Origin of the sequence: Streptococcus sp. SI1 (assembly GCF_030439945.1) — a bacterium.
Lineage (GTDB): Bacteria > Bacillota > Bacilli > Lactobacillales > Streptococcaceae > Streptococcus > Streptococcus intermedius.
The window spans coordinates 90,319-111,303 of the sequence record NZ_JAQFJE010000007.1; the positions used below are offsets into that span (position 1 = coordinate 90,319).

Below are 20,985 nucleotides of genomic sequence, written 5' to 3' on the forward strand. Positions count from 1 at the left end.
GGTTGCTGATAGATAAAAATGGAAGGAAATCTAACGATGTCAAAATATAGTGAGTTTAAAAATTTATTGAACAAGTTCGTTCAACAAGCAAATATTAATATTAAGAGAGGAGCAGAGAAGAAAACAAAATTAAGTGGTATAGAAAAAACGTATCCTGCAGTGACTATTGATGGTATTGATTATAAAATTCAAATGTTTATATATGGTAGTGGAACTGGTTATGGACCTAAAGAAGGCCGAGGAAGTGTTAAAGCACCTTACTTTGGTTATGAGTTAAATTCAGATTTTTGGGTTAACGTCAGAATAAAGTTTGAAAATTTTGAAGTAAAGACATTAAAAATTGTGAAATGGAATTCTCATACAAATAAGGATGTCGAAACTATTTTAGAAGTTGACATCAGTGATTTAAATTTAGATTCAACGTCTACTTCAAATAAAACACTTGAAAAGTTTTATGATCAATTTATAAGTTTTAAAAATGGTAGTAAAATGAAAGAAGAACAAAACGTTGTAGAAGAACCATCATCTAATTGTATTGGAGATAGTAAATACGCTCAGGTTTTGAAAAACTCCAAAAACCTCATCCTCCGCGGTGCGCCGGGTACTGGAAAGACTTATCTGGCTAAGCAGATTGCTGAGGAGCTGACTGGTGGTAATGAAGAGCAGATTGGATTTGTTCAGTTTCACCCGTCTTATGATTACACGGATTTTGTAGAAGGGTTGCGTCCTTCTTCGGGTGATGATGGTCAGATTGGTTTTAAGTTGCAGGATGGGATTTTTAAAAAGTTTTGTAAGAAAGCAAAAGAAAATCCAAATAAAAAATTCGTCTTCACTATCGACGAAATCAACCGCGGGGAGATTTCCAAGATTTTTGGTGAACTGTTCTTCTCTATTGACCCAGACTATCGCGGGGAAAAGGGAGCCGTTTCAACGCAATATGCCAATTTACATGAAACGGATGAGAAATTTTATATCCCTGAAAATGTCTATATTATCGGCACCATGAACGATATTGACCGGTCTGTTGATACCTTTGATTTTGCCATGCGCCGTCGTTTCAGGTTTGTTGAGATAAAGGCAGCAGATACTATGGGAATGTGGGAAAATAATGACGAATTTGATAATGATAAAATTGAAGAAGCTAGAAATCGTTTAACAAACTTAAATAAGGCTATTTCAGATACTGAAGGTCTCAACAGTCATTACCACATTGGTCCAAGTTACTTTCTTAAACTACCTAGCGTAAATTATGATTATGATCTTCTCTGGTCTGATTACTTAGAACCGCTTTTAAAAGATTATTTGCGCGATTCCTATGATGAAGTAGAAAAGCTAGCTGAGCTGAAAACTGCTTATGATAATAAAAGCAAGGTAGAGGCTGATGAGACTGACGGATAACCAGCAGATATTCTTAAAATCTGATTTTGAAAATGAATTTCATAATTTATCAGCCCAGCTTCTGGACAGAACCTTAGAAAGTCTTTCCCAAGAGGATAATATCCTTATTTTTCCGCATGATTTGCTGGATTCTCCTGATTTGGAAAAGGACGGCAAGGTGCTGGAGACGGTTAATGGTCAGATTAAAACGCAGAATATTATTGGTTTTCTGGGCTGTGGGGATGAGCGTTTGACCATCCATTCCCGTTTTGCTAATGAGGACGATGACTATTTTTTGCATTATATGCTGCAAAAGGTGCTGCAGCTTAACCTGACCAGTCTGGATGTTGGTTTATCTCAGGAGGATAGTTGGTATCAGTTCTTGATTTATCTTTTTCCAAAGTATCTTCAGGCGGCTTTGCGCAAGGGACTTTACAAGGAATACCAGCGTTTTTTCTATAATGACAGCCATGTCAAAGGGACGATTGAGGTTGCTCGACATATTAAGAAAAATGTTCCTTTTACAGGGAAAATCACTTATTCGACTAGGGAATTTTCCTTTGATAACGCCCTCATGCAGCTGATTCGGCACACGATTGCCTTTATTCAGCATACTGTTCCAAATGGCAGAGCGCTTTTGTCCAGTTCAGCATCTGTTAGGGAAAATACAGCTGAAATTGTGCGCGTGACACCGTCGTATAAATTTTCAGATCGGGCAAAGATTATCCATCTTAACCAGATCCATCCCATTCGACACACTTATTACCATGAATATGGCAAATTACAGCAGCTTTGCTTGATGATTTTGCATCAAACAAAGCATGGGCTGAATCAATCCCAGCAAAAGATTCACGGCCTTCTCTTTGATGTCGCTTGGCTCTGGGAAGAATATCTGGCGACCTTGCTTGGAGAGGATTTTGAGCACCCGCAAAATAAGGAGAGTAAAGGTGGTATTTCTGTTTTCCAAAGTGGCAATGGTCGAAAAGTTTATCCAGACTTTTACAGCCGTCCGTTAGGTGTGGTCTTAGATGCTAAGTATAAAAAACTGGAAACGACTGAAAAGGGTATTGCCAGAGAGGATTTGTTTCAGCTGATTACTTATTCTTATATTTCAAAGGCTCAGCTAGCTGGTTTGATATTTCCAAGTACGGGAAAAGAAATTGATAACGATATCGGAACTCTTGAAGGCTATGGCGGCATCTTGAAAAAATGGTCACTCTTAATTCCCCAAACCAGCAGCAGTTATGATGATTTTGTCAAGCAAATTCAAGAATCGGAAAAAATATTTCAAGAAACTATTCAAAAACTCCTAAACGAAAGCGAGTGCACATTATGACCGAAAACTTAATCCTAGTCCGCCCCAGTCTTGATTGGGAAGAGGAATTACTGGCTTATAAGGAAGCGTTTAAAAGTGAGCACATGTATGGCGGAGCTGGGCTTTATAAATTTGATAGGTTGTCTGATTGGCTGGTTTACCTAGACAGGCTCTCAAAGGATAAGCCGGCAAAAGAAGGATGGACAGCAACGGTTTTTCTCTGCATTCGTCAGTCCGATAAGCGAATAATTGGTATTTGCAATGTCAGACATCATCTAAATAGTTTAGGTTTGCTTAATGTTTCAGGCCACATTGGTTATTCTATTCGGCCTGATGAGCGTAAGAAAGGCTACGCTAAAGTGCAGCTGCGCCTAGCATTATTAGAAGCCAAGAAATTAGGCATTGACAAAGTTTTGGTGACCTGCGCAGACTGGAATATTGGTTCTGAACGTACTATCCTCGCAAACGGAGGTGTCTATGAAGACAGCCGTTTGGATGAATCAACGGGGAACATGATGAAGCGGTACTGGATAAATGTGACTGAAAGGAACAGCATATGAAACTAGTCTTTTTGCATGGTTTGGGACAGGAAAAACTATTTCTTCATCGACGTGCAGGCGCGTGGTGAATATCCCAACTATGCTAAGAAAACTTGGGAGTGCGTGGGTATCACTGTCGAAATGACAGAAGAAGACCTGCAGCTGCTCAAGGAGCATACGGTGGACTTTATTTTACTCTAGTTGGGTAGCTTCGGGCGATCCTAAAGTCAATGAGCTAACAGAGGGCAATAGCTTTGTTTCTCTCAAGAATCCTTATTTGAAAAGCTCTGAGTGGGGCTGGCAGATTGATCCTCTGGGCTTGCGCCTTACGCTAAATACCATCTGGGATCGCTATCAAAAACCCATATTTATCGTGGAAAACGGTCTGGGTGCAGTGAATACTTCAGATGAAAATGGCTATGTGGTTGATGATTACCGGATTGACTACTATGTAAAGGCTATGCGAGAAGCTATCAATGAAGACGGCGTAATTCTGTGGGGCTACATGGCCTGGGGCTGTATTGACCTGGTACCAGCTGGCACTGGCGAGATGAAGAAGCGCTATGGCTTTATCTATATTAACCGAGACAATGAAGACAAGGGAACACTCAAACGCTCCAAGAAAAAATCCTTTGACTGGTATAAGGAAGTCATCGCGACTAATGGAGCATCTGTGAAATAGAAGAGCTGGAGTGTTCCAGCTTTTAATATTGAAAATATTAATCACTTTATGGCTCTGGTGCAAAATAGTACCCAGACATTTTGTATAGTTTAACATCCATAATTAACACTTTAGTTGATTGTTGGAGATTGCAATAGACAAAATATTGTTTATTTCATCAGGTATTCTTTTGAATTTGAAAAACAAATAACTTTGAACGTCGCTGATACGTTGCGCATTTATTGCAAGAGCAGTGTCAGTTAAAGGCACTGTTCTCCCTAGACTCTGTTTGACTTTCCGTTGACTTCCGTCTTTTTCCTTGTTACACTAAGGATAAAAGATTTCATTAGAAATGGAAGAAATATGGCAAATATTTTAATCATAGAAGACAACAACGATATTCATGAACTTTTAAAAGATTTGTTTCAAGCTGAACATAGAGTCTATTCAGCTTATTCTGGAACAGAAGGATTGCTTGTATTTGCACAGCAGAAGATTGATTTGGTGCTGCTGGATATTATGTTACCGGGAAAAAATGGTGATCAAGTCTTAGCAGAAATTCGCAAAAGCAGTCAGATTCCAGTGGTCATGCTGACTGCTTTAGGTGAGAAATCACTGGTCAGTCAATATCTGTTAAATGGTGCCAATGACTATATTGTTAAACCGTTCAATCTGGATGAAGTTTTTGCACGTGTGACGGTGCAGCTGCGAAGCCACTTTTCACGAGATCAAATAGATGAGATACAGCGAGTTAAAAATATCCGCCTTTTACCGGACACATTTGAAGTAGTTAAGGGAGACAATCGAGTTCGTTTAGGGAGAAAAGAGTATCAAATCTTGCAAACGTTGCTTTGTCATCCTAAGAAAATTTACACAAAAGAAGAATTATTTGAATTGGTTTGGGAAGAGCCCTATCTGCAGGGAGATAATACGCTGAACACTCACCTTAGCAATCTTCGCAAAAAATTAGCCCAACTAGATCCGACTGAAGAATACATTGAAACAATCTGGGGCTTAGGTGTGAGAATTAAGGAGGACTAAGAATGCTGGTTTGGATACTAGTTGCATTAATCAGTCTGCTTGGACTCGTGCTATTGCGTTATCATATTGCAGTCCGTAATCTTTCACAACAGATTCGTGAGAAACGAGAAACTGGTAGTCAGATACGCTTAACACCTCAATATCATGGTCAAACAATGATTGAGGTGGCAAATGAAGTGGAAAAACTCTTTCAAGAAGTAGAACAAACACGTTTTATTGCTCGCCAGGAGAAGAAAACTTTGGATATGGCTATTAGCAATATTGCTCACGATATTCGCACACCCTTGACCATCGCTAGCGGTTATACCCAACAGCTTATGAAGGAAAAAGAAGAGAATGAACAATTATTGAAAATTGCGACCAATCTATCTGTTGTTTCCAATCGTTTGGAAGCCCTTATGGAATATCGCCGACTTATGGAAGGGGCTGTTCGACCGCAGTTTCGACAAATAGATATTTCTAAACTGATAACAAACCAAACGCTTTCTTTTTATGATGCTTTTCAAGAAGAAGGAATTGACTTACAGGTGAATTTGCAAGAAGGGTTAGTGCTAGAGACAGATCCAGAAATTTTGGAACGAATTGTCCAAAATATGTTAAGTAATGTCCTCAAGCATGGCAAAGAAACAGCTCAGATATCTTTGACACGTACAGATAGGTCTATTCTTTTAAGCGTAAAAAACGTTGTTCGCCAACCCATTCAATATTTGGAAAAATTAACCAACCGTTTTTATTCTGAGAATCTCTCAAATGCAGAAGAATCCTCTGGCTTAGGGCTTTATATCACCCAGCAGTTGGTGGAAATCCTGCAAGGGCAGCTAGAAATGAAGGCAGAGGATGTATGGTTTGAGTTGCTTATTCGTTTGTAAGAGCTTGATACAGAAAGGCGGTGGGACAGAACTAAAAATTGACTATTTTTAGCTTCGCTCTCTTGTTTCTAGGTTCAGGTTTAAAAGGTCTCCCAGACCCTTTAAATAGTCCCAGCCTTGTGAAGTGATGGATAAAGAAAACGAAGTTTTTGTTAAATAAATTTTTGGGAATCTAAAAGACAACTAAAAAATGAAAGTAACTTGCTTCGAAAGCCTGATCTGCAACCTCAACAGCCATTGGCTGTTGAGCAATCAGTGACCATGCTAAGAACTTTCGATCATAATAAAACGAGGCTAGGATCTTTTTCCCAGCCTCTTTGTATGCTATAAATCTTTTCTTTTAAATACTTGTAAACCACTAAATGCAAAGAAAAGTGTGATGAGAAGGGCAATTGTTATGGTTTTGAAGACCATATCTTGCTTAGAGACCATGTCAAAATAGAATTGCATGTCCAAGTATTTCAACCAATCAACATCTGGATAAAAGATAGTTGGCAGGCTTAGCAAGGAAACACCGACAAAATAGGTGAAAATAGCAGCTATAATAGAGTTAGTAGCATATAATGTGAATGAAACAAGACTAACCCAAGCAAAGGCACAGATAAATTGGACGCCAATCATAATGAGAAAATTCGAAAGGAAATGTTTTGGTGCTGTTCCAATGCCATTGATGAGGGTAGCTGGAATAAATGCAGAATAGGTTAGAATCAATTGAAACAAGATGAGACTAGCCAGAACAAAGAATTTAGATAAATAGAATTCTGTTCGGGAGATACCGCTAGTAATAGAATTTTTATATAATTTTTGAGTAAGATCAATTCCAATTAATAAAACAACAAGGATGATAATAAAAATAATGGTATTACTAAAATTACCAGAAGTTTTAGTGATGGCTTCAAAACCAGTCCAACCACTCTTCTTCTCCAATGCGTTTAAAGCTTTTGTGTCTGTATGTACCCCTACATTCCCCATAACACCATAGAGCACACCGGATAATAGTGTGATGATAAAGAAGAACTCCGTAATCCAAAAACCCTTTGAGCGAAAGAAACGATAAAAGTCTGCTTGAATAGTATGAATCATGATAAACCTCCCTCTATTTTACCAAATCTGTAAAGTATTTTTCTAAGTCTTGGCGTGCATAGTAGATTTCGTTGATAGCAATATCCATCTTTCCTAATTCTTGAATGATAGTGTTAATCTCATGCGAATGAGTAAAAATGTGTATCTCATCTGTTGCATTCACGACTTTCAGACGGTAGCGCAGATGATCGTGGAGTATGTTGCTTGCCTTGGCAAGATTATTTGTTTTCAAAACAATATAATCTTCACTTTCTTCTTCAAACTCTGCTTTAGTAATTTCTTTGATGAGTTTCCCATTTTCGATGATTCCGAATTTTGTAGCGACTAAATAAAGTTCACTTAAAATATGGCTAGAGATAATGAAAGTCATATCCAATTCGTCATTGAGCTGCTGCACCAGTTGTCGGAATTCTTTGATTCCGACAGGATCAAGTCCGTTGATTGGTTCATCTAAAATCATCAAATCTGGTTTTGACAGAAGTGCAATAGCGATGCCTAAACGCTGTTTCATTCCAAGAGAAAAATCTCGAAATTTTTTCTTCCCAGTATTGGTTAGGCCGACATAAGAGAGAGTTTCTTGAATAACCTTATTTGCATTGGGAATATGTCGTATTTTGCAGCAATAGTTTAAATTTTCATAAGCGGTCAGGTGGGCATAAGCCGCTGGAGATTCAATGACAGAACCGACTCGCTTGAGTGCATGTATCCATTCAGATTTGGTGGAAGAACCAAAGAGAGCAATCGTACCACTATTTGGCTGAATCAACTGGGTAATCACTTTGATGAGTGTTGTCTTACCAGCTCCATTTTTCCCAATTAGACCGTAAATTTCTCCTTGTTTCACAGTAAGACTAACATCATCTAGAGCCAGCTGTTGACCAAATCTCTTACTGATGTGTTTCACATTCAAAATAGTTTCCATAATGTGACCTCCATTTTTTCTATAGTAGAGTTTCTCCTCTCTTCAAGGATTAGTATACAAAATGCTTGTCAAATAAGTCTCAAGTAATTCTCAAATATTTCTAAAATTTACAGAGTTAAACTTTTTACGTGTAAAAAGAAGACTAAAATATAACGCAAACGCTTGCAAAGAAGTGAAAAATTATATAGTATGGAAGGTGAAAAAGATGAAAGTGAGATGCATAATGCAAAGAAAATGGTGGCATGATGCCGTAATTTATCAGATTTATCCAAAAAGTTTTATGGATAGCAATGGAGATGGAATTGGAGATTTACAAGGAATTACAAGTAAATTGGATTACTTGAAGAAACTTGGAATTACCGCTATTTGGCTTTCTCCGGTTTATAAGAGTCCGATGGACGATAACGGTTATGATATTGCTGATTACGAAGCAATTGCAGATATTTTTGGCTCTATGGAGGATATGGAGGAACTGATCGCAGAAGGAGAGAAGCGCGATATTAAAATCATTATGGACTTGGTGGTCAATCATACTTCTGACGAGCACGCTTGGTTTGTAGAGGCGCGAGAACATACAGATAGTCCAGAGCACAGTTATTATATCTGGCGAGACAAACCAAATGATTTAGACTCTATTTTTGGCGGTTCTGCTTGGCAATATGATAAAAAAGCTGGTCAATATTACCTACATTTCTTTAGCACAAAACAACCGGATCTTAATTGGGAAAATGAAGCTCTACGTCAAAAAATTTACAAGATGATGAATTTCTGGATTGACAAAGGAATTGGTGGCTTTCGCATGGATGTGATTGATATGATTGGAAAGGTACCTGACCAGAAAATTGTCAATAATGGTCCAATGCTGCATCCTTACTTGCAGGAAATGAACCGTGCGACTTTTGGGGATAAGGATTTATTGACAGTTGGTGAAACTTGGGGAGCAACTCCTGACATTGCAAAACAGTATTCAGACCCAAAGAATCATGAATTATCTATGGTTTTCCAATTCGAGCACATTGGTCTTCAACATAAGCCGAATCAACCAAAATGGGATGTAGCAGATGAATTGGACGTACCAAAATTAAAAGAAATTTTTACCAAATGGCAAAATGAACTAGGTGTAGAGGAAGGTTGGAATTCGCTCTTTTGGAATAACCATGACCTTCCGCGCGTTGTCTCCATATGGGGAAATGATACGAAATACCACGAGAAGTCAGCGAAAGCTTTAGCAATTCTGCTTCATCTGATGCGTGGGACTCCTTATATTTATCAAGGGGAAGAAATTGGTATGACCAATTATCCTTTCAAGAACTTAGAAGATGTTGAAGACATTGAATCTCTCAACTATGCCCGCGAAGCCCTTGATAAGGGTGTGCCGCTTGATGATATTATGGGCAGTATTCGTACGATTGGGCGGGACAATGCTCGCACGCCTATGCAGTGGAATGCCCATCAGCATGCTGGTTTTTCAACTGGTCAACCGTGGCTGGCTGTTAATCCTAATTATCCAAGAGTCAATGTTGAAGCAGCTTTGGAAAATCCGAATTCTATTTTCTATACTTATCAACAATTGATTCAATTGAGAAAGAGCAATGATTGGTTGGTGACAGCAGATTTTAAACTACTTGAAACGGCTGATAAGGTGTTTGCTTATTTACGAGAAACGACAACAAAGAAATATCTGATCGTGATGAACTTCTCAAATGAAGAGCAAAGTTTTGTCTTGGAAAATACTGTAAAGGAAGTTTTGATTGCTAACACAGATGTAACTAAGATACTTCAAACCCATAAATTACAAGGCTGGGATGCTTTTTGTGTGGAAATTGAGTAGAAAGATTGGCAAGAACAAAAACATAAAAAATACTGTGAAAAATTCCACAGTATTTTTTGTGTCGAGTTCTATCTTGGGATCAAAAGGGTCAAATTGATAAGGAGGAAAATCAAGAAGCAAGTAAGACTTGCACTTTTGGGTGTTTCCAATTGTCGGTAACAACTTCGCTTGATTGTTTCATCAAATCCGTGGGCGTACATAGCTTCTATGTAAGAATCTCGCCAATTAAAAGCGATAAAAATAGCTTTGATATAAAAGAGTGGTGACCAGAAATGAAGTGTTTTTCCTCGCAGGAGACTCGCTTCTCGGACAGCTTGGATTTCTTTTTGAATGACTGGAATGGCGTTTAGCACAACGAGCAGTCCATAGGTGAAGTGACTTGGAAGGCCTTTTTGATGCCAATAGCGCAAGAGCTGATTGAGATGAACGCTATATAAAAAGGTCATTCCCAAAGCTGCTAAAGCAAAAGATCGGGTAAACAGTATCATTGCTTGACTGTTATCTCCGTGAAGTTGAATAGCCCAGTAATTTGCTAGTGCTGGTAGCAAAGGTAAGAGCAGTGTCCAGAAAATGCCCCACCATTTCTTTAGGCAAATGAGGTGGGAGAGTACTCCTACGACAATCGCACAGTTGAGCCACGTTGATCGGATAAAGGAGATTTCTAATGTCAAGGCAATGAGAAGGAGCACAAGTGCGAAGACATTTGTTTCTTCTTTTTTCATAGCGACCTCCTTTCTGTCAGCCCGTCGGACGTCAGCTCTACCAAATGATCACTAATACCATCCAATGGTTCTAAACGATGAGAAATAATTATAAAGCTTTGCTGAGCAGCCTTGGCTTTAATCCAATTGGCAAAAAAATCACAGGCCTTTTTATCTAACCCAGTAAATGGTTCGTCCATGAGTATGACAGGGGTTTCCAAGGTCAGGATAGATAATAATTGAATGATTTTTTTTTGCCCACCACTCAAGTGGAAAAGACTAGAATCCATTTTCCTGTCTAAACCAAACAAAGTTAAGGCTTCTTGTGTCTTTGCTTGGTTTTCACTGGAAAGAGAGGGCAGGTTTAATTCCTCTGCGGGGGTCGTCCGAATGAATTGTTTTTCAGCATCTTGAACAACAGCCGTAATATGGCGATATAACTTCTTGTTCTTCTTAATTTTTCGGCCCTGATAACGCATGCTGCCTTTGTATTTTTGCAATTGCAAAATGGCACGAAAGAGAGTTGATTTACCAGTGCCATTGGCCCCGATGAGAGTCGTAATACCTTTCTGAAAAGCAAAGTCTTCAATTGTAAAAAGTGTATTTTGGTCAAATTGGCAGGAGACATGTTGCAGTTGTAAGAAAGGGCTTCGCTGAGTATGTTCGCATACCAACTGATAGCTTGGAGGGGCCTTTTTTAAAAGAGCTACATCTTGTTTAAAAAGTTTCCCATTTTTTAATTCAACAAGGCAGTCGACATAGTCAGCATAGAGGCTACGATCATGGTCACATAAAATAACAGTCTTCCCCATTTTTGTCAAATCTGCTAATAAATGAATCAAGCGTTTGCGTGCTACTTGATCGACAGAAGCAAAGGGTTCATCTAACAAAATAATTTGTGAATCCATAGCTAGCAGAACGGCTAGAGAAACTTGTTGTTTTTCTCCGCCAGATAAGGTCAGAAAATTACGATGGAGCAGGTGTTCTACTTTCCCAAGAGTGATAGCATACTTGATTTTTGCATCAATCTGTTCAGCAGGCGTTTGGAGATTTTCCAAGGTAAAAATCAATTCCTCATAAAGGGTTGTCATGGTAAATTGACGGCTTGGATTTTGAAACATCATACTAAGATAGGTAACTCGTTCATGAATCGGTAAATGAGACAGCAATGTATGACCTAACTTTACCTCTCCAGCGAAGTCTAATTCATTGAAATTTGTTAAAATCCGGAAAAGGGTTGATTTGCCAGCACCGGTATCACCAATCAAGAGTGTCATTTTTCCGGTTTCAAAGGTAAAGGTTAAGTCTTCAAAGACATCTCTAAGATAAATATGCTCTAATGTTAATCCCATATTATTTACCAGCGGCTTGGTTAATCTTGTTGTAAAGATTCATAATGATTTTAACCAGAACAGCACAGAAGAAGAATACCGAAAGAAAACGAACAACAAACAATGCTAAAACAAACTCAGGTTTGAAAGCATAATAACCAATTTTAAAATATTCATAGGCAAAGCTCAAACAGGTCGTCCCTATGGTACTATAGATCAATGATAGCCAATCATATCGTTTGTATCGTGTTGCTGCAAAACCAAGTTCACTCCCAAATCCTTGAATGAGTCCAGAAATCAAAGTACTCAGCCCAAATTGGCTTCCGTACAGAACTTCAGCGAGGGCTGCAAATACTTCTCCAATCGTAGCGCTGCCCGCTTTACGAATAAGCATAGATGATATAGGAGCCGCCATACACCAGAGCCCAAATAAAACTTCATTAGCAAATGGCTTTAAGCCTGCCGGTGCTAAAATAGCTGTTAAAATGTTATAAAGGAAACCGGAACCGACAAAGATTCCTCCGAATAAAACAGCTAAAAGAGCTAAGAGGATAACATCTCGTAAACTCCATTTTTGAAACATAAAAAAACTCCTTCTAACAAAGCAGATGAGGAGTTTTGGCACGACAAAATAAAATCTAATCACACAAATGATTAGAACGTTTTGGTCTTTCTTATACATTTCCCTGCGGCAGCATTAACTGCATCAGGTTCAATGGGTATAATCTCAGCCTCAGCACCCCAAATGTTCTTTGTTTTTTATTATGTTGTTATTCTAACATCTATTCTCAAAAATAGCAAGAAAAGGATTCCAAAGGTTTCGGTTTGGAGAGCGTTATCACTTGAAACGCTATAAAATGTTAAATGATATACTGTAAAAGTAACCTGTAATAAGTTTAAGCAAGTTTGCTATAGTTTATCATTATAACACTCCATATAAATTCTAATTATGCAGAGAGACGATTTTCTGATAAGATAAAATCAAGAAAAATTTTGGAGGACGTTTATGTCAACGACTATCATTGGTTTTCCGCGTTTGGGTGAATTCCGCGAATTGAAATTTACAACTGAAAAATACTTTAGACATGAAATCTCAGCTCAAGAACTCTTAGCTGCAGCTAAAGAGCTGCGCGCTAAGCACTGGAATATTGTTAAGGAAAAAGGAATTTCAGAGATTCCGTCAAATGACTTTTCACATTATGACAATGTGCTAGATGCAGCTTTTCTCTTTAACGTAGTACCGTCATCTGTGCAAGGGTTAGAATTGACTGACTGGGAACGTTATTTTGCCTTGGCTCGTGGCTATCAGGGCGAAAAAGGGGATGTCCGTGCTCTTCCGATGAAGAAATGGTTCAATACCAACTACCACTATATCGTTCCTAAATTTGAAAAAGAAACCCAAGTCAAACTGGCTGGGCATAAGATTTTTGATGAATTTGCGGAAGCTAAGGAGTTGGGCTTAGTAACCCGTCCAGTTGTGGTCGGCCCATTCACTCTCCTGCAAGTATCTGACTTTGAAGATGGTATGGCGCCGGCTGACTTTGTAGATGCTCTGGCTGCAGCATATCAAGAAGTTTTTGCCAAATTAGCAGAGCTGGGTGCAGAGCGTATCCAGCTGGATGAGCCAAGCTTGGTCAAAGATTTGTCTGCAGAAGAAAAAGCTCTCTTCTTGGACCTTTATAAGAAGCTTTTGGCAGACAAGAAAGGTCTTGAAGTCTTGGTTCAAACCTACTTTGGTGATGTTCGTGACACCTATGCAGACCTTATAGAGTTGCCAGTAGATGCAATTGGTCTGGACTTTGTCGAAGGTAAGAAAACACTTGAGCTTGTCAAAGGTGGCTTCCCAGCTGATAAGACTCTTTATGCAGGGATTGTCAATGGCAAGAACATCTGGCGCAATAACTACGAAAAGAGCTTGGCAGTGCTTGAGCAAATCTCAGCTGAAAATCTTGTTTTAACAAGCTCATGTTCGCTGCTCCATGTGCCATTTACAACGGCTAATGAAGAATTTGAACCAGCAATTTTGAACCACTTTGCCTTTGCAGTTGAAAAATTGGAAGAACTGCGTGACTTGGATGCCATCCGCAACGGTCAAGGTGCAGAAGCTCTTGTATCCAACAAAGAACTCTTTGCGACTGAACGTGTGGATGAAAATGCTGAACTTCGTGCGCGTATCGCTGGCTTGACGGATGCTGACTACACTCGCCTGCCAGTCTTTGCAGAGCGTGAGGAAATCCAGCACAAGGCGCTCAATCTGCCACCGTTGCCAACTACGACAATTGGCTCCTTCCCTCAAACCGAAGAAGTCCGTGCCAAACGCTTGGCCTTCCGTAAGGGTGAGCTATCAGCAGAAGACTATGATAAGTTCTTGGCTGAGCAAATCGATGACTGGATCAAGTGGCAAGAAGAAGTCGGCTTTGACGTGCTGGTGCACGGTGAGTTCGAGCGTAATGACATGGTTGAGTACTTCGGTCAAAACCTGTCTGGTTACCTCTTCTCTAAGAACGGTTGGGTACAATCATACGGTATGCGTGGGGTGAAACCACCAATCATCTGGGGTGATGTAACCCGTCTCACCCCAATCACTGTCAAATGGTCTAGCTATGCGCAAAGCCGTACAGACAAACCTGTCAAAGGGATGTTGACTGGACCGGTTACTATCCTCAACTGGTCATTCCCGCGTGAAGACATCTCTATTAAGGATTCTACTTTTCAAGTCGCCCTTGCAATCAAGGATGAAGTGCTTGACCTTGAAGTTGCAGGCGTGAAGATCATCCAAATCGACGAGGCTGCTCTTCGTGAGAAATTGCCACTCCGTCGTAGTGACTGGTATGAAGACTATCTGGACTGGGCAATTCCAGCCTTTCGTTTGGTACATTCAACAGTCGCTCCAGACACGCAAATCCACACTCACATGTGTTACTCAGAATTTACCGATATTATCCCTGCTATCGACAATATGGATGCGGATGTGATTTCCTTTGAAGCTAGCCGCTCTAACTTGGAAATCCTGGATGAGCTTAAGGCTAAGAACTTCCAAACAGAAGTAGGACCTGGAGTTTACGATATCCACTCACCGCGCGTGCCAAACGAAGGCGAAATCGACCATACAATCGAAGCTATCTTGGCTAAAGTACCAAGCAAGAAAGTTTGGATTAACCCTGACTGTGGTCTTAAAACTCGTGGTATTCCAGAAACCAAGACTAGCTTGGTGCGCTTAGTAGAAGCAGCCAAAGCAGCTAGACAACACTTGAAATAATCCTCCTCGAACCTCAAAAGTTGATTTTGATGTCAGATTCATTTGCTGTTTAGTGGTTTTTGTTTTTTATATAATAATATTATAATTTCGGATAAAACCATAGGAAAAACGTTTACAATTATAATATTTAGAGGTATAATAAAATAGATAAATGACAAAAGCTAATCATTTTATAATAGAAACTTATTTGAGCTTAGGGATATTATTTGCTTTGATAAGAGTGTTATTCCCCTATTTTTAGATTAAAGTAAATTATCATTTGACAAATTATTTTTTTTGAAGGGAGGAATAGATGAGTTAGACAGAAAATTTGATTACCAAAGTAAAGCAAAAAGGGAGGTGTAAATTAAGTAAGATATAATAATGTCTAATAAAATATATACAACCTGCGTCTATTCTATAATGAAAAGTTTAAGTTATTGTTATCAATTAGAGAGGGCTTAATAATGAAACGTGAAAATTTAAAATGTCTGAAATACCTGCTGATATTTGGTATGATGGGTATGAGCTTGCTAAGCTTTAGCAGTTTTACTGTCTCCGCAGAAATCAATGAAGATGGTCTAGAGCTCGCAAAAGATCTGACGCCTTATAAGGCTTCTCCATATAATGATGAAGAGAAGGGACAGTGGCTAAAAGAACCTGGCTCAGAGGAAAAATCTAAAGATCCTTATGCTGGCAGAAGTTACCGTACGATTGCAGAATTAGAATCACAGTTGAACAGGCAATATCAGGACACGCGAAGAGAATGTGCTTATAATCAAGCAGCGTACGAATGCTCTGGCCTATTGATGAGAGGGCTATATACACCAGGCGGAACGTACTATGTACCTTGGTCAGTATCTCCGAAAGCAAAACAAAGAGGGAACGTTCTTTCCTTCACATATTTAAGGAAAGACTTAGGTTTTAAACGCTTCCCATTCACTTATACTGCAGGCTTCATTGCTTATCCAACAAGTAGAATGCCTCAAAAACCTAACAAGCAAATTTCTTTGCGTGCCTTGTGTCAATTTCCAATTGATGGCTATACTGATTATCGAGATGAATATGGCTGTGGAAAAACAAATAAAGTTGTTTTAAAAGATCCTAAAGGTATTGAGAAGGTAAATACAGACTTTTCCGAAAGATGCCATCTTATTGATGTAAAAACTTTCTACAAATGGAAAAGACACTATAATAAAAGTCACAGCAAATTGTTCTATCAAGAACAATGTGGTTTTGATTTGAGAAACAAACGGTATGCTGCTCATAATTCATTCATTTCCATGCGAGCAACTAGATATTTCCAAAATGTTACAGGAACATTTAGACATTCTGAAATTATCACAAGTGGCTGGCCAGCAGAGGATCAGGGGTTGGATGTTAAGAAAGTTCCGTTTATGAGTTTCTTCTTTATTGAAACTGAAGATGCTAACAAAACAAAAGAATCCCTTGGAGCAGCACAAAGAATGCAGAAAGATTATTATGATAAAACAGGTTTCTTTGTTCCAGTTTCTGCTATCAAATTACCAAATGATTCATATGATGAAGCACAAATTAACGTAAAAAAAGAACACCAACACCCTGATTTAATTGCCAAAGGGATAGTTCGTTAAAATATTTTTAGAGATAGGAAATTATTATATGAAGAAACGCTTATTTAAAACTTTTATAGGACTTGTAGTTCTGTTTTCTAGTGTAAGTGTACTAGCATCAGAAAATTCGCTCATTCCACCTCAAAAAGTTAAATATAAGCTGGTAAAACTAGTTAATAAATGTGTGTATGCTGAAAAAAATCATCAGTCTTGGCCGAGATTTTGCTCAAAAGTATCTGTGCGTAAAGATACCAACTATACCATTTTAAACTCTAGAGATGGACTTGCTAAATTACTATTCTTACCTAATGATAATATTCACGGTGTAGAAGATAGTATTTTGTTCAGTCGCAGAACGCCCAGTTATTTCAATTTAGCGTGGGAAAATCGCTTCTTGATGAATAAAAAGCTCGCAAAACGGCTAGGTCAAAGAGTGAATTTAGAAGACAGGGATTACTTATTTTCAGTCAATGCAACCCAATCTCGGACACAGGATCGCTTGCACATTCATATGACTTGCATGAAGAAAGAATATAAAAGAAAATTTTCAGATCCTGAAAATATTAAACAATACACATTTGACTGGAAAAACCTTCCTTTTACTGTAGAAAATCCTTTCACAAAGCAAGCAATGAATTTTGTTGCCCGAAAAGTAACCATAAATGATGTGCGAAAAGGTCGCTTACATCGAATGATTCAAGGATTGGCTGGAGAAAGATATCCGAATTTCGGAATAGCACTCTGGCCATTGGATCAAAGTACATTTTTGCTGATGGTAACAGATGATCCAGTTTTAGCAGCCCCAAATAGAATTTTAGCAGATCCTAATTGTGCATTCGGAGGAACAAGTGAAAACTAGACATATAGGTTATAAAAAAATAGTGACTGTTGTATTGTTGCTCGTCGTAACAATTGGCTGTTTGATTTATGGTGTAAAACTGATGACATCAGGAAGACATTCTTCAAAATCGAATCGATCAATTGAGAACGTTCAGCAAAGTGGTGAGCAGACTCAGATTTTAGAATATGAAAAAAATACCCAAGATTTTGTTAAAATTACTGCAAAAGATATTCTAGAAAATAAAATAAAAACACCACTATTTCTATATGTTGGGAAAAAAACTTGTCCACATTGTCAAGAGTTTGTCCCGATTTTAAAAAAGACTGCGCAAGATTTGAAGCTTAAGATTTATTATTTAGACTCAGAGAAGGCTTCTACTGATGCCAAACTCAAAGAAGTTGGAAAGAAGTATCAAATCGAGGGCGTTCCGACCTTATTAAGGATAGACTCAGATAATCATTTTGAAATGTATAGTGGTGATTCAGATGAAGAGTTACTCCAATGGATGAAAGGAGAAAAGTAGTTTTGTGCTTTTTACAAGAAAAAGTACGAACTTGATAATACAAGAAAATAGTTATGTTGGGCGGAAAGTGATTAGAAATCATTCTAATCACTTTTTGATTATCAATTGTTAATAAAGCTTTTCTTGTTATTTCTAGTGAGAAAGATCTTTCATAGAATAGTACCAATATTTGTGAGGATTTCAATGGAGGCAGAAGAAGCCCTTCAGGACTTGGTTTATGGTGGGGAGCTCTATCGGGATGACCTGAACAAAGTCAGCTTTATTCTCAAAAACTACCAAGGTCATCTAGACTCTAAGGCAGCTTTTCCTGTGCTCAAGGCAGGTACTTGGGGAGGCAAGGGCGAGCATGCTCTTTTTGGTGATTTGGGAGTCAAAGATATTACCAAGGCGCATGCCATTGAGGTTCTCTTATAACATCTGCATGCTGGCAGGAAGGATACTCTGGCTTTGGGTGAGCCCAAGGTGCGCTTTAGCAACTGTGCTATCTGTCATTCCCATTATGGCCAGGGACATTTTAAGCTAGTAAAAGTCATTGATCTACTGACAGGAGACGTTTATGACTGTGAATGAAAAAAGTCTGGGAAAATAAGATTTCTCAGACTTTTGTTTTGTAAAGAGAGGGAACCATGATGCTTTAAGTTCTGTATGTGTTAATCCTTTTTGGTATCTTGTATGTCTATCTCCCATACGCTTCTGGTAAAAATCATTGAGAGTAGAGCTAGCCCGGCTAATACAAGTCCAACATACCAGTAAGGTAAATCTAGTGTGGTAGAGCGACCAGATAGATTGACAATACCGCGAAAAAGAACGCCAGCGGCAATGGTTGCGACTGCAGAATTCCAAAGATTGAGACTGAGTCGCGAAAGATTAGGAATAAGTTTTTGAAAAATAAGGAGCACAACCCCGCCTATCAGCGGTACTCCGAAGAGCCAGTGCATATAGACTGAAGTCTCTCCAAAACTGAAGTGTTCGTAAATGCGACTAAAGATAAAGAAAAATACTGTAATTAGGGTATAGACCACCACTGTCTTTTTAAAACGTTTGTTGTTTGTGTTAGTAACCAATGTAGACAATGTCACTCACCGCCCTTTCTGAAATTGTTCCGTTAGTCGTTGGTTTATTGACGACTTTTCCATTAAAGTAAAGAGTAGACGAACCACCTCCATCCAGATTGTAAGCAGTTTTAACACCATAGGATTTCATCACCTGAGCTAGTTGGTAAAGAGACAGGCCTTGACTTTCAGATGTTCGGCCGTCTGATACAACGATGACATAATGGTTTTTATCAATTATCCCAATAGCTGTACGTGGATTAGAAGCCATGGATTGCCCCACTTCCGAATTACTTGAAACAGTAATCTTACCGTTGTTAACTAAAGTAGGACCAAAGGCAAGAAGGTTTACAACACCATTTTTAACCAAGTCTTCAGCAGAAACATCATTTTCGTAAACAATTCCGAAACTCCCATCTTTATAAATTGCTAGATCACCATTACTAGCATCTTCACGAACGGTATTTCGATAGACAACACCATTGCGGATGACGTAACCAGTTGTATTTGCTCCGTAGAAATCACCGTTGATAGCCAGAATGGCATTGTTAGTGGCTGCTGTAACCGAAGTCTTAGCGGTTACGTTATTTCCATATGTATTTTGTGCTAGAGCAGTTTTAAGATATTTGGGGGAGCTGACCGTAATATCTGCAATGTACACTTTTGTGTTGCTGACGGTTTTTGTAGTTAGGTTAATGGAAACATTATCGTCCTTATAGCTTGTATTTGTCTTTGTCGCATTTGTTGCTGTTTTAGCACTTGTTGTGCTGGTTGAGGTAGAAGAAGATTTGACCGTTGTAATAGCTTCTGATAGAACAAAAGTTTTCAACATTGAGTAGGTAAACGCCCCTGTCAACAACATACCAAAGAGACTAGCATAAGCATAGGATTTTTTGAAAAACTTCATGATAAAGTATGCGTCCTTTCTTTGAAAATAATTTTTTTTTGAACGAGCCAGAATAGGCAAAAGAGTAGAGCTCCAACAATGATTTTAACAATCAGCAAATGAAGCCCAAAGATTGCATAAAACAGTCTGATTAGAAGGGTATCGAGGATAAACAAGCCCAAGGCTAGCCCGAAATAACCAGCCCCTGTTTTTGAGATACTGTCTCTATTTCTAAAGACCAGCTTTTTATTTGCTGAATAATTGAAAATTGAACTAGTGACACGAGCGACTCCATTTGCTAGTAAAACTTTAAGACTAGTTGGCGTCGCAGCGAGCACTAAAAGTGTCAGAGCGTAAACAATATAGTCAATCAAAAAGCTACTGATGGAGGAGAGAGCAAATTTAAACATATCTTTGTAAATCATGAGCCCGTCGCGTATTGGTCTAAAGTGAGAAGCTTGATTTTCATTGATATAAATGGTTTCAATTGGAACTTCGATGATAGGATATTTTGTAGAAGCAGATAACAGCATATTCATTTCGTATTCATAACGCTGTCCTTCAATCTCCAACATAAATGGAATCATATTGGTTGTAAAGCTACGAAGTCCGGTCTGAGTATCTGTCACAGAAACACCAGTCTGTCGCTGAAATAGAAATCGTGTTACTTTATTTCCAAAAGCCGATCGCAAAGGGACCTTTCCCGAAAAAGAACGAACTCCCAGAATTAAGTGGTTAGGGTTTTCTTGAGCTTTTTTGCTCACGCGAAAAATATCCCATACGTTGTGTTGACCATCTGCATCAGCTGTAACTACTGTCCCATATTGTCCTAAGGCATCAATATAAGTAAAAGCATTTTTCAATGCCTGTCCTTTTCCTTGATTGCTTGGATAGCATAAAATGGTGGCACATTTCTGAGCTTCTTGAAAAATCGAATTATAGCTAGCTGGGCTACCGTCATTAACAACAACGATGTGCAAGGAACTCTTTGCCTTCACCCTTTGTAAAAGATGAATGAGAGTGAGGTCAGGTTTGTAAGCGGGAATGACTAAAAAATCCATGTGCGTACTCCTTTCTTAGACGAATGATAGAAAAGATACACATTAGTATAGAGATGCTAACTTAAAGCTAACTGATATCAGCTTTCTTTAAGGTTTTGGAGTAGGAAATGTAAGGAAAATGT

18 protein-coding genes, 3 pseudogenes and 1 riboswitch are annotated in these 20,985 nt (G+C 38.6%); of the genes and pseudogenes, 13 read left to right on the top strand and 8 right to left on the bottom strand.

The features are described from left to right. Positions 1–36: 36 nt before the first annotated feature. The 6 genes and pseudogenes from PCY10_RS08865 to PCY10_RS08890 all read left to right on the top strand — a co-directional run bounded on the left by PCY10_RS08865 (position 37) and on the right by PCY10_RS08890 (position 5,802). A complete protein-coding gene (locus PCY10_RS08865; protein WP_021002423.1) occupies positions 37–1,398 on the top strand; it encodes an McrB family protein in 1,362 nt (453 codons plus the stop codon). Further along, positions 1,382–2,713, top strand: a complete 1,332-nt coding sequence (locus tag PCY10_RS08870) for an McrC family protein (protein WP_021002424.1) — start codon at positions 1,382–1,384, stop codon at positions 2,711–2,713. Before PCY10_RS08865 ends, PCY10_RS08870 begins: the two co-directional genes overlap by 17 nt. Next, positions 2,710–3,252, top strand: coding sequence for a GNAT family N-acetyltransferase (locus PCY10_RS08875; protein WP_021002425.1), 543 nt, complete (start codon positions 2,710–2,712; stop codon positions 3,250–3,252). The genes PCY10_RS08870 and PCY10_RS08875 overlap by 4 nt, the downstream gene beginning before the upstream one ends. Before the next feature lie 24 nt (positions 3,253–3,276). Next, a pseudogene (locus tag PCY10_RS08880) lies at positions 3,277–3,913 on the top strand (family 1 glycosylhydrolase); the annotation flags it as partial. A 342-nt stretch (positions 3,914–4,255) separates the two neighbouring features. Further along, the gene (locus PCY10_RS08885) at positions 4,256–4,933 is read left to right on the top strand and encodes a response regulator transcription factor (protein ID WP_021002427.1); all 678 of its coding nucleotides are present in this window, start codon (positions 4,256–4,258) and stop codon (positions 4,931–4,933) included. Between the two features lie 2 nt (positions 4,934–4,935). After that, entirely contained in the window at positions 4,936–5,802 is an 867-nt protein-coding gene (locus PCY10_RS08890; protein WP_021002428.1) for a sensor histidine kinase KdpD, read from the top strand. A 324-nt stretch (positions 5,803–6,126) separates the two neighbouring features. Here PCY10_RS08890 and PCY10_RS08895 read toward each other — a convergent pair whose 3' ends face one another. Together PCY10_RS08895 and PCY10_RS08900 are read right to left on the bottom strand one after the other, a co-directional pair. Beyond that, complete coding sequence (locus tag PCY10_RS08895; protein ID WP_048785140.1) at positions 6,127–6,885, bottom strand: ABC transporter permease; 759 nt, start codon at positions 6,883–6,885, stop codon at positions 6,127–6,129. 13 nt (positions 6,886–6,898) lie between these two features. Next, positions 6,899–7,807 carry an ATP-binding cassette domain-containing protein gene (locus tag PCY10_RS08900; protein ID WP_021002430.1) on the bottom strand — a complete coding sequence of 303 codons (909 nt, stop codon included), beginning with the start codon at positions 7,805–7,807 and terminating at the stop codon, positions 6,899–6,901. A gap of 223 nt (positions 7,808–8,030) precedes the next feature. Here PCY10_RS08900 and PCY10_RS08905 point away from each other — a divergent pair, with 223 nt between their 5' ends. After that, a complete protein-coding gene (locus tag PCY10_RS08905) occupies positions 8,031–9,638 on the top strand; it encodes an alpha-glucosidase (protein WP_021002431.1) in 1,608 nt (535 codons plus the stop codon). A 68-nt stretch (positions 9,639–9,706) separates the two neighbouring features. On the opposite strand, the gene PCY10_RS08910 is transcribed toward PCY10_RS08905, so the two are convergent. From PCY10_RS08910 to PCY10_RS08920, 3 genes are read right to left on the bottom strand one after another with little or no spacing between them, the layout of a single operon-like run. Beyond that, positions 9,707–10,360, bottom strand: coding sequence for an energy-coupling factor transporter transmembrane component T (locus PCY10_RS08910; RefSeq protein WP_021002432.1), 654 nt, complete (start codon positions 10,358–10,360; stop codon positions 9,707–9,709). Next, on the bottom strand, positions 10,357–11,691 hold the full coding sequence (locus tag PCY10_RS08915) for an ATP-binding cassette domain-containing protein (RefSeq protein ID WP_021002433.1): 1,335 nt from the start codon (positions 11,689–11,691) through the stop codon (positions 10,357–10,359). The genes PCY10_RS08910 and PCY10_RS08915 overlap by 4 nt, the downstream gene beginning before the upstream one ends. Before the next feature lies 1 nt (position 11,692). After that, positions 11,693–12,253, bottom strand: coding sequence for an ECF transporter S component (locus PCY10_RS08920; protein ID WP_021002434.1), 561 nt, complete (start codon positions 12,251–12,253; stop codon positions 11,693–11,695). An 83-nt stretch (positions 12,254–12,336) separates the two neighbouring features. Beyond that, positions 12,337–12,424, bottom strand: a riboswitch (TPP riboswitch). Between the two features lie 252 nt (positions 12,425–12,676). On the opposite strand from PCY10_RS08920, the gene metE reads away from it, so the two are divergent. The 6 genes and pseudogenes from metE to PCY10_RS08950 all read left to right on the top strand — a co-directional run. Then, positions 12,677–14,929 (top strand): 5-methyltetrahydropteroyltriglutamate--homocysteine S-methyltransferase, encoded by a 2,253-nt coding sequence (gene metE / locus PCY10_RS08925; protein WP_125121764.1) that lies wholly within the window; start codon positions 12,677–12,679, stop codon positions 14,927–14,929. A 446-nt stretch (positions 14,930–15,375) separates the two neighbouring features. Then, positions 15,376–16,521: a hypothetical protein gene (locus PCY10_RS08930; RefSeq protein ID WP_021002436.1), complete on the top strand. Its 1,146-nt coding sequence runs from the start codon at positions 15,376–15,378 to the stop codon at positions 16,519–16,521. Positions 16,522–16,549: 28 nt separating this feature from the next. Then, positions 16,550–17,359: a CDP-diacylglycerol diphosphatase gene (locus PCY10_RS08935; protein ID WP_021002437.1), complete on the top strand. Its 810-nt coding sequence runs from the start codon at positions 16,550–16,552 to the stop codon at positions 17,357–17,359. Further along, positions 17,349–17,864 carry a thioredoxin domain-containing protein gene (locus PCY10_RS08940; RefSeq protein ID WP_009567964.1) on the top strand — a complete coding sequence of 172 codons (516 nt, stop codon included), beginning with the start codon at positions 17,349–17,351 and terminating at the stop codon, positions 17,862–17,864. Before PCY10_RS08935 ends, PCY10_RS08940 begins: the two co-directional genes overlap by 11 nt. Positions 17,865–18,041: 177 nt before the next feature. After that, positions 18,042–18,275: pseudogene (locus tag PCY10_RS08945) on the top strand (hydrolase); the annotation flags it as partial. Between the two features lie 42 nt (positions 18,276–18,317). Next, a pseudogene (locus tag PCY10_RS08950) lies at positions 18,318–18,434 on the top strand (hydrolase); the annotation flags it as partial. A gap of 80 nt (positions 18,435–18,514) precedes the next feature. Here PCY10_RS08950 and PCY10_RS08955 read toward each other — a convergent pair. The 3 genes from PCY10_RS08955 to PCY10_RS08965 are packed head-to-tail and all read right to left on the bottom strand — an operon-like array spanning position 18,515 to position 20,863. After that, positions 18,515–18,943 (bottom strand): hypothetical protein, encoded by a 429-nt coding sequence (locus PCY10_RS08955; protein WP_021002439.1) that lies wholly within the window; start codon positions 18,941–18,943, stop codon positions 18,515–18,517. Then, positions 18,918–19,823 (bottom strand): phosphodiester glycosidase family protein, encoded by a 906-nt coding sequence (locus PCY10_RS08960; RefSeq protein WP_003074538.1) that lies wholly within the window; start codon positions 19,821–19,823, stop codon positions 18,918–18,920. Before PCY10_RS08960 ends, PCY10_RS08955 begins: the two co-directional genes overlap by 26 nt. Next, positions 19,820–20,863: a bifunctional glycosyltransferase family 2/GtrA family protein gene (locus tag PCY10_RS08965; RefSeq protein WP_301559007.1), complete on the bottom strand. Its 1,044-nt coding sequence runs from the start codon at positions 20,861–20,863 to the stop codon at positions 19,820–19,822. Before PCY10_RS08965 ends, PCY10_RS08960 begins: the two co-directional genes overlap by 4 nt. Positions 20,864–20,985 lie beyond the last annotated feature (122 nt).